Source organism: Streptococcus cristatus, from assembly GCF_001578775.1.
GTDB lineage: Bacteria > Bacillota > Bacilli > Lactobacillales > Streptococcaceae > Streptococcus > Streptococcus cristatus_A.
On sequence record NZ_KQ969062.1, the window covers coordinates 380,518 to 394,009 of the forward strand.

The following is a 13,492-nucleotide window of genomic DNA, read 5'->3' on the forward strand; positions in this document are numbered from 1 at the left end:
TGACCAGACAGAAGCAATGACGCTGGCTGACCGGATTGTTATCATGTCAGCAACCAAGAACCCTGCTGGAACTGGAACGATTGGTCGAGTAGAACAAATCGGTAGTCCACAGGAAGTTTACAGAAATCCAGTCAACAAGTTTGTGGCAGGCTTCATTGGCAGCCCAGCCATGAACTTTATCACCGTAACACTTGAGGGGAATGAAATCGTTGCTTCTGGATTGCGTTTGACCGTGCCAGAAGGAGCACTGAAGGTTCTGCGTGAGAAGGGTTATGACGGCAAGAAGTTGATCTTTGGTATTCGTCCAGAAGACATTAATACAGAGCCTGCCTTCTTAGAGACCTTCCCAGACTCTGTGGTTCATGCGACCATCTCTGTCTCTGAGCTTTTGGGTTCTGAGTCTCACCTTTACTGTCAAGTTGGTGACAGTGAGTTTATCGCGCGTGTAGATGCTCGTGACTACTCAGAAACAGGTGCTGGAATTGACCTTGGTTTTGACCTGAACAAGGCGCATTTCTTTGATTTCGAAACAGAGAAAACCGTTTATTAACTCAGTAAAAATAATGAAACGTAGACAGATTTGTCTGCGTTTTTTGAATGAACTTTAAGTTTTCCAAATCAAAAATGTCTTTAATCAGTAGAAAAATTTGAATAGACTGTTGCTTTCTTTTTGCAGAAGGTCTTTATATAATGAAGTGTAAAGATAAATCGAGAGGTAAATAAAATATGATTCAATTTCCAAAAGGTTTCGTCTGGGGCTCTTCTACATCTGGTCCGCAAACAGAAGGTCGGATTTCAGGAGATGGAAAGGGAGACAACCTTTGGGACTACTGGTTTAGCCAAGAAGCCCATCGTTTCTATAACGAAATTGGCCCTGCCAAGGCATCTACTTTTTATGAAAATTGGGAGCAAGATATCGATCTTTTAGTCGAAACAGGCCACACAGCCTTTCGGACGTCTATCCAATGGTCACGGATTTTTCCAGATGGTCGTGGTCCGGTCAATCAAGTCGGTGTTGACTTCTACCGCAAGGTTTTTGAAAGAATCAAGTCTAAGGGCATTCACTTGATTGTCAATCTGTATCATTTTGACCTGCCCTTTGCCTTGCAGGAAGCGCAAGAAGGTTGGGAAAGCTTGGATACAGTCCATGCTTATGTAGATTATGCTCGTTTTTGCTTTGAAAGCTACGGTGACTTGGTGGATCAGTGGGTGACCTTTAACGAGCCTATCGTACCAGTTGAGTTTGGCTATTTCTACGATGGACATTATCCTAATAAAGTGGACGCTCGGGCTGCGGTTAAGGTGGCTTATCATACCCAGCTAGCTAGTTCTTTAGCAGTGAAAGCCTGTCATGAGGTTGGAGCAGACTACAAAATCGGTATTATCCTGAATCTGACACCTGCTTATCCACGCAGCCAGCATCCGGCGGACTTGAAGGCGGCTCGCATTGCCGAGCTATTCCAAGCCAAGTCTTTCTTGGATCCATCTGTTTTGGGGCATTATCCAGCAGAGCTGGTCGATCTTTTGCGTGAGCACGATCTTTTACCAGCTACGACTGAGGAGCAGTTGCAAGCTATTCGGGAAAATACGGTCGACTTTTTGGGTGTCAATTATTATCAGCCTCTGCGGGTTGCAGCGCCTAAGTATTCGAAGCATCCAGAGTCACCGCTTCTGCCAGATCATTTCTATGAGCCTTATGTCATGCTTGGTCGCAAGATTAACCCTCACCGTGGCTGGGAAATCTATGAACAAGGAATCTACGATATTGCACAGAATATCAAGGAGAACTACGGCAATATTGAGTGGATGCTGACGGAAAATGGTATGGGTGTCGAGGGTGAAGAGAAATTCCGTGAAAATGGTATGATTCAAGACGATTACCGGATAGACTTTGTTAAAGGCCATCTGCGCCAGCTCTATCGTGCCATTCAGGACGGGGCCAACTGTACAGGCTATCTCATGTGGACCTTTATCGATTGCTGGTCTTGGCTCAATAGCTATAAGAACCGCTACGGCTTGATTGAGCTCAATCTAGAAACCCAAGAACGGACTATCAAAAAATCAGGGCACTGGTTCAAAGAGTTGAGTCAAAACAATGGCTTTGAGTAAGTCTGTTCATCCATTTAGCCTATATAAGATAGGACAGCTTCCCAACTATTCTTCTGATCGATTTCAGGAGATCAGCTTAGGGTATCTTGCTCGGATAATAGAATCTAATCTCAGACTAGGTTCTATTATTTTTTATCTTGTGAGTAGATCTAGTTTCTAAAAGCTGTCTTCTAAAATGAAACTGGGAGGATGCCTTTCTTCGCATGTTACATCAGGAAGAAAGAAGTGGCCAGAAACTTGCTGTATCAAACTACTATCCTTAGATTTGTCGCTCATTCTATAGGTTTCCTTTGTTTTGAAAAAAACGTGAAAAAATGCTATAATGACTAAGATGTGCAAACTCTGTTTGCAAAACTGTAATTCGACTTGGCTTGCCAAGGACCGTTAGTAATAAAATCAAGGAATCTTTGATAAAGGAGATTCTAAAATCGATAGGAGTAAAAATGAGTAAAAGCACGATTAAGCTGATTACTTTGGGCGGCGTTCGTGAGAATGGGAAAAATCTCTATGTCGCCGAAGTGGATGATTCCATTTTTGTATTGGATGCTGGGCTCAAGTACCCAGAAAATGAGCAGTTGGGAGTAGATGTAGTCATTCCCAACATGGACTATTTGTTTGAAAATAAAGACCGAATTGCGGGTGTCTTTCTGACCCACGGTCATGCGGATGCCATCGGTGCACTGCCCTATCTTTTGACAGAAGCCAAGGTACCGGTTTTCGGTTCGGAGTTGACGATTGAGCTAGCTAAGCTCTTTGTCAAAAACAATGATGCTGTTAAGAAGTTCAATGATTTTCATGTTATCGATGAAAATACCGAGATTGAGTTTGGCGAAACGGTTGTCTCTTTCTTCCGGACGACCCACTCGATTCCAGAGAGTCTGGGAATCGTTGTCAAGACGCGTGAAGGCAATATTGTTTATACAGGAGATTTCAAGTTTGACCAATCTGCCAGCGAATCTTATGCGACAGATTTTGGCCGTTTGGCTGAGATTGGCCGTGAGGGCGTTCTAGCTTTGCTAAGCGATTCAGCCAACGCTGATAGTACTGTGCAAGTAGCTAGTGAGAGCGAGGTTGGCCGTGAGATCACGGACACGATTTCTGATTGGGATGGCCGTGTCATCGTAGCAGCGGTTGCCAGCAACCTGTCTCGGATCCAGCAGGTCTTTGAAGCTGCGGCAGAAACAGGTCGTCGCGTCGTTTTGACAGGTTTTGATATTGAAAATATCGTCCGTACGGCTATCCGCCTCAAGAAATTATCCTTGGCAGATGAGCGCCTGTTGATCAAGCCTAAGGAAATGTCTAAGTTTGAGGACCACGAGCTGATTATCCTGGAGACGGGTCGGATGGGCGAGCCTATTAATGGTCTGCGCAAGATGTCCATTGGTCGTCACCGTTATGTAGAAATCAAAGACGGAGACTTGGTTTACATCGTTACAACGCCATCTATTGCCAAGGAAGCAGTCGTAGCGCGTGTGGAAAATATGATTTACCAAGCTGGTGGCGTGGTTAAGCTGATCACCCAAAACTTGCGTGTATCTGGCCATGCCAATGCGCGTGACTTGCAGCTCATGCTCAATTTATTGCAACCCAAGTATCTCTTCCCGATTCAGGGAGAATACCGTGGTCTGGACGCCCATGCTAAGGCAGCCATGGAAGTCGGGATTTTACCAGAAAATATCTTGATACCGAAGCGTGGTAGCATCATGTCCTACGAAAATGGCGACTTTGTGCCAGCTGGAGCAGTGTCAGCAGGCGATGTCATGATTGATGGAAATGCCATCGGTGATGTGGGCAATATCGTCCTGCGTGACCGTAAGGTTCTGTCAGAAGACGGTATCTTTATCGTGGCGCTCACGGTCAATCGTAAGGAGAAGAAAATCATTTCCAAAGCCAAGGTTCATACTCGCGGGTTTGTCTATGTCAAGAAGAGCCGTGACATCCTGCGGGAGAGCACTGACCTGATCAATAAGACAGTGGAAGACTATCTGGCTCAGGATAACTTTGACTGGGGCGAGCTTAAGGGAACAGTCCGTGATAGTTTGGCTAAGTTCCTCTTTGAGCAAACCAAGCGCCGACCGGCTATTCTTCCGGTTGTCATGGAAGTTCGCTAGATTATTCGAGGGAAGAGCTTTCCCAGTATTTTGCAGAGAGAAAGTCGAATATCGGCTTTTTCTTATCTTTTGGCGGTCGCAGAACAGGATTTGATTTCAGAGAGTGGCTAACGGTGACGCCTAGCCAAGAACAGTAGTTTTTACAAGAGGAGAAAAAAGATGGCAGTGATGCAGATAGAATATTATTCAGAAGCCTTGGAGATGGAGTGGGGAGTCAATGTCCTTTATCCAGATGCGTCGCGCGTGGACGAACCAGATGATACAGATATTCCTGTCTTGTATCTGCTTCATGGTATGAGTGGCAACCACAATAGTTGGCTCAAACGCTCAAATATTGAGCGCCTCGTTCGCTCGACTAACTTGATTATTGTGATGCCAAATACCAACAATGGCTGGTACACTGATACCCAGTATGGCTATCATTACTATGAAGCTATCGCTGAGGAGCTGCCACGGGTGCTCAAACGCTTTTTCCCCAATATGTCTGACAAGCGGGAGAAAAACTTTATTGTTGGCTTGTCCATGGGTGGCTATGGCTCTTTTATGCTGGCGCTTAAGACTAATCGTTTTTCTTATGCAGCTAGTTTGTCTGGGGCACTCAGCTTTCACGATCGGCATCCAGACGATACTGACCTAGCTAAGCCGGCATACTGGCGTGGTATTTTTGGTGATTTGGAGGACTGGACCAGCAGCCCTTATTCGCTGGAAACTTTGGCCAAGCAGTCGGATGGCAAAACTAAGTTTTGGGCTTGGTGCGGCGAGGAGGATTTCCTCTATGCGGCCAATAACCATGCCGTGGAAAATTTGAAAAAGCTAGGTCTGGATATTAGCTATAGTCACAGTCCTGGTAAGCACGAATGGTACTACTGGGAAAAGCAATTGGAGCGGGTCTTAGCTTGGCTGCCGATTGATTTTGTCCTCGAAGAAAGACTGTCTTAAAAAATCATACGATTCAGCAGATTCTGGGTCGAGAATGTGATATAATAATAACGTTTGAATACGAAAGCAGGAGCGAGACATTCCTGCTATTCCCAATAGGAGATCGAAAATTGACAAAAGATATTCGAGTGCGTTATGCACCAAGTCCAACTGGACTTTTACACATCGGAAATGCGCGGACGGCGCTCTTTAACTACCTTTATGCTCGTCATCATGGCGGAACATTTATCATCCGTATCGAAGATACTGACCGCAAGCGCCATGTTGAGGATGGTGAACGTTCACAGCTTGAAAACCTTCGTTGGTTGGGCATGGACTGGGATGAAAGTCCAGAAACTCATGAGAACTATCGCCAATCAGAGCGTTTGGAATTGTATCAAAAATACATCGACCAATTGCTAGCTGAAGGCAAGGCCTACAAATCTTACGTTACAGAAGAAGAATTGGCTGCTGAGCGCGAGCGCCAAGAAGCAGCTGGTGAAACACCTCGCTACATTAACGAATACCTTGGCATGAGCGAAGAGGAGAAAGCAGCTTACATCGCAGAGCGCGAAGCAGCGGGTATCATTCCAACGGTTCGTCTGGCTGTCAATGAAGCTGGTATCTACAAGTGGACGGACATGGTCAAGGGCGACATTGAGTTCGAAGGTGGCAATATCGGTGGCGACTGGGTGATCCAAAAGAAAGACGGTTATCCAACTTACAACTTTGCCGTTGTCATCGATGATCACGACATGCAAATTTCCCATGTTATCCGTGGTGACGACCATATTGCCAATACACCAAAACAGCTCATGGTTTATGAGGCGCTTGGTTGGGAAGCACCAGAGTTTGGTCACATGACCCTGATTATCAACTCTGAAACTGGTAAAAAATTATCCAAACGCGATACCAATACCCTCCAGTTTATCGAAGATTATCGTAAAAAAGGTTACCTGCCAGAAGCAGTCTTTAACTTTATCGCTCTTCTTGGTTGGAACCCAGGTGGCGAAGATGAAATTTTCTCACGTGAGGAATTGATTAAACTCTTTGATGAAAACCGCCTCAGCAAGTCTCCAGCAGCCTTCGACCAGAAGAAACTAGACTGGATGAGCAACGACTACATCAAGAGAGCAGAACTTGCTACTATCTTTGAAATGGCCAAACCATACTTAGAAGAAGCAGGACGCTTGACCGACAAGGCTGAAAAAATGGTAGAACTCTACAAGCCACAAATGAAGTCAGTAGATGAGATTGTGCCATTGACAGACCTTTTCTTCTCAGATTTCCCAGAATTGACGGAAGCAGAGAAAGAAGTGATGGCCGGTGAAACTGTTCCTGTGGTGTTGGAAGCTTTCAAAGCAAAACTGGAAGCAATGACAGATGAAGAATTTGTGACAGAAAACATCTTCCCACAAATCAAAGCCGTCCAAAAAGAAACAGGTATCAAGGGCAAGAATCTTTTCATGCCAATTCGTATCGCTGTTTCAGGTGAAATGCACGGTCCAGAATTACCAGATACCATTTATCTATTAGGACGTGAAAAATCTATCCAGCATATCGACAATATGTTGAAAAAAATTCAATAAGATAAACCAGCTTTCGAGCTGGTTTATGCTTTCTAAAAAGCTGTATTTATGTTACAATAATGTTACAAGAACAGGAAAATATTGCGAGGTGCTAAAGATGAAAAAATGGATGATTCTCTTGGCTGGAACTCTGGTGGCATCGTCTGTGTTAGTGGCTTGTGGTCAAAAGAAAGACCAGCCGACTTCGCCTTCTAACAGTTTCAAAGTTAGCTCGACCTCGACCAGCTCGGCTTCTTCCAAAAAGTCTGAGACGCGCAAAAGTTCGACAGAGCTTTCTACCGAAACAACTAGTTCGGACACTTCTATCTCTAGCAGTCAGGAGCCTTCGGAGCCAGCAACTAAGGAGTCTTCTGCTAAGTCAGAAAGCAAGGTGGAAAAAGAGCCTGCCGCAACCTCTAATTTAGATATGCAGGCCATTGCTTCTGGGGACTTTTCTAGTATGGCTGGTACTTGGCAGGATGCCAATGGCGTCACTTATACATTTGATGCCAAGGGACTGGTGTCAGATGTTGCCAAGTTGGAGCTGGTTTACGCTGGTCTGGATGAAAACGGAATTTATCGTACAAATATTCGTTGGCATAATCTTACAGGTGCTGCCTTGTCTATTATTCCAGCAGGGAAAAAATTGCCAGCAGGAGAGACTGTTAGTGGGCAGGATCCGACTGATAGCAGTCGAGATCGCTTCATCATTGCCCAAGGCATCTCAGAGCACCCAGACGTTTTTTACCGTGTAAAATGAGAGTGGGACAGAAATCGGTAATTCGTTAGAATTCGATTTCGTCGTCCCACCTCCGCACAGTTGAGTAGGGCTATAAAAGCTGATGTAATCAGCGTAATAGAGTCCACTCAACCACTGCGTCTTGCTCGACAATCCAAAGACAATTGAGAGGCTAGGACTTTTGTCCCGGACTCTTTTTTGGAGCTGTACTGCCGATCTCTTCTTTCCGAACACCTTCTTTCATTCGGTAAAACTATTCAAAAAGAGGGTTCGTCTCGCACCTAGCCCTTATTGGCTTTTTGGGAAAATATGGTATAATAGAGTTAATTTTGGTGGATGGAGTTGAGTTTTGAGAAAAAACTATCGCGTCAAGAGCGAAAAAGATTTCAAGGCGATTTTTAAAGCTGGGCAGAATTTTGCCAATCGAAAGTTTGTCGTTTATAAATTAGAAAAAGAACAGCGCCATTTTCGAGTGGGGATTTCAGTCAGTAAAAAGCTGGGCAATGCAGTTGTTCGTAATAGTATCAAAAGAAAGATTCGTCATGTCTTGATTCAGCATCGGGCAGATTTGACCAAGGATGACTTTGTTGTTATTGCTCGCAAGGGAGTTGAAACTCTAGACTACCATCAAGTGGAACAAAATTTATTGCATGTCTTAAAAGTTTCAAAAATTTATCAGGAAGGATTTGTTTGTGAAAAAGAAGAGTAAGATAGGATTTCTTTTAGTGGCTTCGCTGCTCATTCTGACAGCTTGTGGCACCAGCGAAGTGACTGCTAATTCAAGTGATTTTTGGGAGAAATTAGTTTATTTCTTTGCGGAGATGATTCAATTCTTGTCCTTTAATGGAAGTACAGGGATCGGGATTATTCTCTTTACGTTGATTATTCGGACAGTCTTGTTGCCAGTCTTTCAATTTCAGACGACCTCATCTAGAAAGATGCAGGAAGTTCAGCCTCATATCAAGAAACTTCAGGAAAAATATCCGGGCAAAGATATGGATAGCAGAGCAGCTTTAGCAGAGGAAACCAGCAAGCTTTATAAAGAAATGGGAGTCAATCCCTATGCTGCTTTTCTTCCGCTCTTTATCCAAATGCCTGTGCTTGTGGCACTTTTCCAAGCTCTGACACGAGTTGAGTTTCTAAAGACAGGTCACTTCCTCTGGCTCAATCTAGGAACAACAGATCCGACCTTTATCCTACCTATTCTCGCTGCTCTCTTTACTTTCTTTAGCACTTGGCTATCCAATAAAGCCTTGCCAGAAAAAAATGGTGGGACGGCAGTGATGACCTACCTGATGCCAGTATTGATTTTCTTCTTTGCGGTGTATGCAGCGAGTGGGGTCGCTCTTTACTGGACAGTTTCTAACGCCTATCAAGTCGGTCAGACCCTGCTTTTGAGCAATCCTTTTAAGATTATTGCTGAACGTGAAGCAAAGGCAAAGGCAGAGCGCCAATTGGAAATGAAGAAAAAACGTGCCCTTCAAAAAGCACAGAAAAAGAAAAAGTAAAAAGGAGGACCCTTGCAGATGGTTATTTTTACAGGAGCAAGTGTTGAAGAAGCGATTCAAAATGGACTAAAAACGCTGGATATCCCACGAATGAGAGCACATATTACCGTTGTTTCGCGTGAAAAGAAAGGTTTTCTCGGTTTATTTGGCAAGAAGCCTGCGCAGGTAGATGTGGAGCCGATTGCTGAAACGACTGTGGCCAAAGCCAACCAACAGGCGGTAAAAGGAGTTCCTGAGGAAATCAATGCACAAAACGAGCCGGTACAAAGTGTCAGTGAAGCAACAGTCGACTTAGGGCGAGCTGTGACAGCTATCAAGAAGGCCGAAGGCGAAGGTGAAGCTGTTTCAGAAAAAGTCAAGGCTGAAATTCTTAAGAACGATAAAGACGCCAGTACCATTCTGGAAGAAACAGGTGCAATTGATTTCTTAAAGACCAGTCAAGCGGTTGATGAAGCACAGCCTCTGAAAGACTCAGAGGAAGATAGCTCTTTAGCAGAGGTGGCACCTAGTCAGCAAGAGACAGCTGAGTCGTCCTTCTTTGACTTGGGTATCCAGATTGAGGATGATTGTGATATTGAAGAAGTTGTCGCAAGTGTGACCACATATGTGCAAAAGATTGTGGATGAAATGGATGTTGAAGCGACTCTTTCTAGCAGCCACAATCGTCGAACAATCAATATGCAAATCGATACGAATGAGCCAGGGCGCGTGATTGGTTACCACGGTAAAGTCTTGAAAGCCTTGCAGCTGTTGGCTCAGAATTATCTTTACAATCAATATTCCAAGAGTTTCTACATTTCTATCAACGTGAATGACTATGCGGAGCATCGTGCAGAAGTTTTACAAAGCTATGCGCAAAAATTGGCTCAGCGTGCTCTAGAAGACCGTCGCAGCCAGCATACGGATCCTATGTCCAATAGTGAGCGTAAAATCATCCATCGGATTATTTCAAGAATTGATGGTGTGACTAGCTATTCAGAAGGCGATGAGCCTAACCGCTACGTTGTTGTAGATATTGATTCGGAATAAATCTTAACCAGCTGCTCAGCTGGTTTTTAGATACAGAAAGGAGAAAATTCTATGTCACTTTTTCCAGCTATTGAGTCATTTTTAACCGTTCAAGGAAGTAAATACATTTCACCGGATAAGGCCGGGGAACTGCGAGAGACAATGTTGGATTTGAAAGCTAGAGGTCAGGCTGCTCGGCAGGAGTTTGCGAACTTAGTCCGAGACTTTCAGACTCTCTATCCTAAGCTGAGTCTGGAGCGGACCAGTAATTGGCTGAATCAGGCTCAGATTTTACGCCCACATTTTTGGAATTATCTAAGAGGCTATGGAGAAATCACAGAGCCCATGTTCGCTCTGCGCTTGTATGGAACTGCAGAAGATTTTGGGGTCTCGCTAGAGGTGAGTTTCATGGAGCGCAAGAAAGATGAGCATAGTCTTAGCAAGCAAAACCGGGTATTGAATCTGCCCATTCAACCGCCAGCTTACTATTTTGCCCAGATAGAAGGTGTGAGTCAACGCTTCGAGGCTACTGAGGCAAATAGGCAGCATCTAAGCCAGGAGGTGGCTGCTGGGCTAGTCCGCAAGGTTTTGATCAAATATGACGTCAACCTTTCTGAGGCTACAAGTAAGCAGCAAGTTCTGTCGGAGCTTGAGCAGGCTATGACAGCCTTGATTCCCTTCTATGAAGCGACACGATTTGAATGATTTCGTTTCCAAAAAGAAACAATTCGTCCAATACTATTGACAAACAGGAGAGAATCAGATAGAATGGTAAAGTATGTTTAGTAACTGATCACTTTATAGCCGGCTAAACGAATACAAAATCTATGAGGAGGTATTCATCGTGAAACGTACTTATCAACCAAGTAAACTTCGTCGTGCGCGCAAACACGGATTCCGTAACCGTATGTCAACTAAAAACGGTCGTCGCGTATTGGCAGCTCGTCGTCGTAAAGGACGCAAAGTTTTGGCTGCATAATCCAAACGATTACCATAAAGAAACCAGTGGAGACTCGAGACCGCTGGTTTTTCTATTGTTCTTGATAAATAGGCTTCTATGGTTTAAAGGTGGCTAGTATTGCTATGAAGGAGTCCGTGCAGAATAGGAACTTTACATGAAATGGAAGGTAAACGGGCTAGTCTAGGTGGTTTCTAGGTGTATCTTATCTAGTTTGAATAAAAGAAAAGAGAGTGGGACAGAAATCGGTAATTCGTTAGAATTCGATTTCGTCGTCCCACCTCCGCACAGTTGAGTAGGGCTGTAAAAGCTGATGAAATCAGCGTAGTAGAGCCCACTCAACCACTGCGTCTTGCTCGACAATCTAAAGACAATTGAGAGGCTAGAACTTTTGTCCCAGCCTCTTTTTGATAATTATATTGGCATATAAGTATGCTCTCTATCAAGCAGCTAAGAGCAGGGGATAGAGGTAGCAGAGCAGCGTGAAACTAATAAGGGCGTAGAAGATACCGATTCGGATCGCTTGGATGGGCTTGTAGAAACGAATTAGGGTCAGAATACACCAGACCAGTAGAACGAGGATAAACCAAGCGGAGATCAGGCGCAATGGTGTTGGACCGTAAAGATAGATGTAGATGCCAAAGAGTTTCCAGCCGGCAAGCAAGGCCAATAAAAAGGCGAAAATAAAGAGGACAGCGCTGGCTAGACGAGTGCCTTTCTGGTCCCAGAGAGGTTTTTGAGCCAGCAAATAAAAGGCGGCTAGGACAGCGAAATTTAGAAGTGATACACGAACAAGCTGCCAGAAACCAGCAACAGCAACGGTTGAGGCGTTTTGTGGAGAAATGGTTTGGAGGCTCGTACCAGCACTAAGGAGTTCGCTTAATTCTCCTAAACCAACGAGGAAAAAGAGAGTGTAGGTCAGGCAGAGGCTGCCGATGATGATATAGGCTGTAAAAGCAGGAAACATTCGCAGTGGCTGAATTTTATTTTGGAAGCTTTGATAGGTAACTTTGATATCTTTTTGATTCAGTAAGCTGCCAACAATCAGACTGTAGAGATAGAGACCGATAGGTAGGGCCAAGAAGAGGTGAAGAGCGATGGCGTCTGTATCAAGATTGGCAAAAATCAAGTCAAAGAAAAGATGCAAGGCATCAGCTGTATCACTAAAGAAAAGAGCAAATCGATCAGAGACTTGGCTGAGTTGTGACCAAACGAAGAAGACAAGCGTACCAGCAATAAGAAGGCTGCTTGCGATCATCGTACTTTGGAGTGCTTTTTTAGAAGAATCGCCGTCTTCAGTAGTTGCATCTGAAGCCTTATCACTCAGAGCAAAGACTTGAAGACCAGCGAAAAAGTTTCTAAAAGGTAGAATCACAAAAGCTTGAATGCTATCGTACCAAACCATGATCCCCAAGCGGCCTTGATTGAGCCATCCTGTCCGTGACAGGATATAAAAAGAAAAGGAGATGTGGAGAGCCAAAGTCTGAAAAATCTCTAATTGTGGATGAAACCCCCAGATACTGAGTGCCAGTGCCTGAGTCAGACTGAGAATCAGGAAAAGCTTGGACTCGAGCCCAGTAGAAGCATCCTTTTCGATTTGAGACAAGCTTTTCGGCGTTTTTCTTACTAACCACTCGGTCAGGCCAATCAGACCAATCGCAATAGGAAAAAAGTAAATGGTTTTGTTGCCGTCGATGGCAACTGTATAAAAGTAGGCCAAGAAATAGAGAATGAGAGAGCTGATTCTAAAATTCTTCAGTTCCTTTATGTTTAAAGCTGTGAAGATGCTTTTTCGTTCTTGGTTTTTTTCAAAAGGAAGGTAGGGTTGCCCCGTTATCTGTTCTTGTGATGGTGTTTCCATGTTTATTCCTCCTCGATTTCATCTGTGATATATTCAAGAATATCGCCGGGTTGGCAGTCCAATTCCCGACAAAGGGCATTAAGTGTTGAAAAGCGTATTGCCTTGGCTCGGTTATTTTTCAAGATGGACAAGTTGGCAGGGGTGAGGTCAATCAATTCTGCTAAGCGTCCAGCGCTAATCCGTTTTTGAGCCATGACAAGGTCTAAATTAATCTGAATCATAGTCCCTCCTAAATCGTGTAGTCTACTTCTTCTTGCAGCTCAATTGCCTTACCAAAAGCATTGCGGATAACCCGAATAATCAAGGTTAAAATGCAGCAAGAAACGGCTACGAGGAGCATGGGCATATAGACTGTCAAGCCCATAAAGAAAGAAATGAGGGCGACTATTCCAACTTCCCAGCCCAGATAGCGCATATACTGTACATTCTGTCTGATAAAGACCTGGTTTTTCCCGATGCGGCTAAGGAGCCGATAGAGATGCACGATACAGGTCAGAGCCAGGCAGCCCAAGACATAGCCTAGGAGCAACAATATCCAATAGCGACTTTCTCCCTGAAAGAAAGGAGAGGGAAATTCAATGACTAGGCTGACCACCCAAGGTCCGATGGCTATCAGGACAATGGAAGCAATAAATAAAATGCTGAGGCTGATTTTTGTAAGCATAATGCTTATATCTTCAGCTGTTTTTTGTCTTGTCTTTGACATGGATTC

General features: G+C 44.3%; 14 protein-coding genes. 11 read left to right on the forward strand and 3 right to left on the reverse strand.

The features are described 5' to 3' along the window. From SCRDD08_RS01860 to rpmH, 11 genes are all read left to right on the forward strand, one after another. Positions 1–550 (forward strand): TOBE domain-containing protein (locus tag SCRDD08_RS01860; protein ID WP_155719780.1); only part of this gene is annotated, 550 nt, incomplete at its 5' end. 176 nt (positions 551–726) lie between these two features. Continuing rightward, positions 727–2,109 (forward strand): glycoside hydrolase family 1 protein, encoded by a 1,383-nt coding sequence (locus tag SCRDD08_RS01865; protein WP_061422175.1) that lies wholly within the window; start codon positions 727–729, stop codon positions 2,107–2,109. A 443-nt stretch (positions 2,110–2,552) separates the two neighbouring features. Next, the gene (locus tag SCRDD08_RS01870; RefSeq protein ID WP_061422176.1) at positions 2,553–4,220 is read left to right on the forward strand and encodes a ribonuclease J; all 1,668 of its coding nucleotides are present in this window, start codon (positions 2,553–2,555) and stop codon (positions 4,218–4,220) included. Between the two features lie 159 nt (positions 4,221–4,379). Continuing rightward, positions 4,380–5,159 (forward strand): alpha/beta hydrolase, encoded by a 780-nt coding sequence (locus SCRDD08_RS01875; RefSeq protein ID WP_061422177.1) that lies wholly within the window; start codon positions 4,380–4,382, stop codon positions 5,157–5,159. A 110-nt stretch (positions 5,160–5,269) separates the two neighbouring features. Next, positions 5,270–6,727: a glutamate--tRNA ligase gene (gltX, locus tag SCRDD08_RS01880; protein WP_061422178.1), complete on the forward strand. Its 1,458-nt coding sequence runs from the start codon at positions 5,270–5,272 to the stop codon at positions 6,725–6,727. Positions 6,728–6,824: 97 nt separating this feature from the next. Continuing rightward, positions 6,825–7,466: a DUF6287 domain-containing protein gene (locus SCRDD08_RS01885; RefSeq protein ID WP_061422179.1), complete on the forward strand. Its 642-nt coding sequence runs from the start codon at positions 6,825–6,827 to the stop codon at positions 7,464–7,466. Between the two features lie 328 nt (positions 7,467–7,794). Next, positions 7,795–8,154, forward strand: coding sequence for a ribonuclease P protein component (gene rnpA, locus SCRDD08_RS01890; protein ID WP_061422180.1), 360 nt, complete (start codon positions 7,795–7,797; stop codon positions 8,152–8,154). Then, entirely contained in the window at positions 8,138–8,953 is an 816-nt protein-coding gene (locus tag SCRDD08_RS01895) for a YidC/Oxa1 family membrane protein insertase (protein WP_061422181.1), read from the forward strand. Before rnpA ends, SCRDD08_RS01895 begins: the two co-directional genes overlap by 17 nt. Before the next feature lie 18 nt (positions 8,954–8,971). Next, positions 8,972–9,982: an RNA-binding cell elongation regulator Jag/EloR gene (gene jag / locus SCRDD08_RS01900; RefSeq protein ID WP_061422182.1), complete on the forward strand. Its 1,011-nt coding sequence runs from the start codon at positions 8,972–8,974 to the stop codon at positions 9,980–9,982. Between the two features lie 51 nt (positions 9,983–10,033). Next, positions 10,034–10,666 carry a hypothetical protein gene (locus SCRDD08_RS01905; protein WP_061422183.1) on the forward strand — a complete coding sequence of 211 codons (633 nt, stop codon included), beginning with the start codon at positions 10,034–10,036 and terminating at the stop codon, positions 10,664–10,666. Between the two features lie 139 nt (positions 10,667–10,805). Continuing rightward, positions 10,806–10,940: a 50S ribosomal protein L34 gene (gene rpmH / locus SCRDD08_RS01910; protein ID WP_000831905.1), complete on the forward strand. Its 135-nt coding sequence runs from the start codon at positions 10,806–10,808 to the stop codon at positions 10,938–10,940. Positions 10,941–11,361: 421 nt separating this feature from the next. On the opposite strand, the gene SCRDD08_RS01915 is transcribed toward rpmH, so the two are convergent. Genes SCRDD08_RS01915 through SCRDD08_RS01925 form a run of 3 tightly spaced genes read right to left on the reverse strand, consistent with a single transcriptional unit; the run spans position 11,362 to position 13,486 of the window. Then, the gene (locus SCRDD08_RS01915; protein ID WP_061422184.1) at positions 11,362–12,780 is read right to left on the reverse strand and encodes a DUF4153 domain-containing protein; all 1,419 of its coding nucleotides are present in this window, start codon (positions 12,778–12,780) and stop codon (positions 11,362–11,364) included. Between the two features lie 2 nt (positions 12,781–12,782). Further along, on the reverse strand, positions 12,783–13,001 hold the full coding sequence (locus SCRDD08_RS01920) for a helix-turn-helix domain-containing protein (RefSeq protein ID WP_061422185.1): 219 nt from the start codon (positions 12,999–13,001) through the stop codon (positions 12,783–12,785). A gap of 8 nt (positions 13,002–13,009) precedes the next feature. After that, the gene (locus tag SCRDD08_RS01925; protein ID WP_061422186.1) at positions 13,010–13,486 is read right to left on the reverse strand and encodes a DUF2975 domain-containing protein; all 477 of its coding nucleotides are present in this window, start codon (positions 13,484–13,486) and stop codon (positions 13,010–13,012) included. Positions 13,487–13,492: the final 6 nt, after the last annotated feature.

Coding starts and splice junctions, on each gene's coding strand:
- SCRDD08_RS01875 (WP_061422177.1), top strand. CDS start 4,380: ATGGCAGTGATGCAGATAGAATATTATTCAGAAGCCTTGGAGATGGAG.
- SCRDD08_RS01905 (WP_061422183.1), top strand. CDS start 10,034: ATGTCACTTTTTCCAGCTATTGAGTCATTTTTAACCGTTCAAGGAAGT.
- SCRDD08_RS01915 (WP_061422184.1), bottom strand. CDS start 12,780: ATGGAAACACCATCACAAGAACAGATAACGGGGCAACCCTACCTTCCT.
- SCRDD08_RS01870 (WP_061422176.1), top strand. CDS start 2,553: ATGAGTAAAAGCACGATTAAGCTGATTACTTTGGGCGGCGTTCGTGAG.
- SCRDD08_RS01865 (WP_061422175.1), top strand. CDS start 727: ATGATTCAATTTCCAAAAGGTTTCGTCTGGGGCTCTTCTACATCTGGT.
- SCRDD08_RS01925 (WP_061422186.1), bottom strand. CDS start 13,486: ATGTCAAAGACAAGACAAAAAACAGCTGAAGATATAAGCATTATGCTT.
- jag (WP_061422182.1), top strand. CDS start 8,972: ATGGTTATTTTTACAGGAGCAAGTGTTGAAGAAGCGATTCAAAATGGA.
- SCRDD08_RS01885 (WP_061422179.1), top strand. CDS start 6,825: ATGAAAAAATGGATGATTCTCTTGGCTGGAACTCTGGTGGCATCGTCT.
- SCRDD08_RS01920 (WP_061422185.1), bottom strand. CDS start 13,001: ATGATTCAGATTAATTTAGACCTTGTCATGGCTCAAAAACGGATTAGC.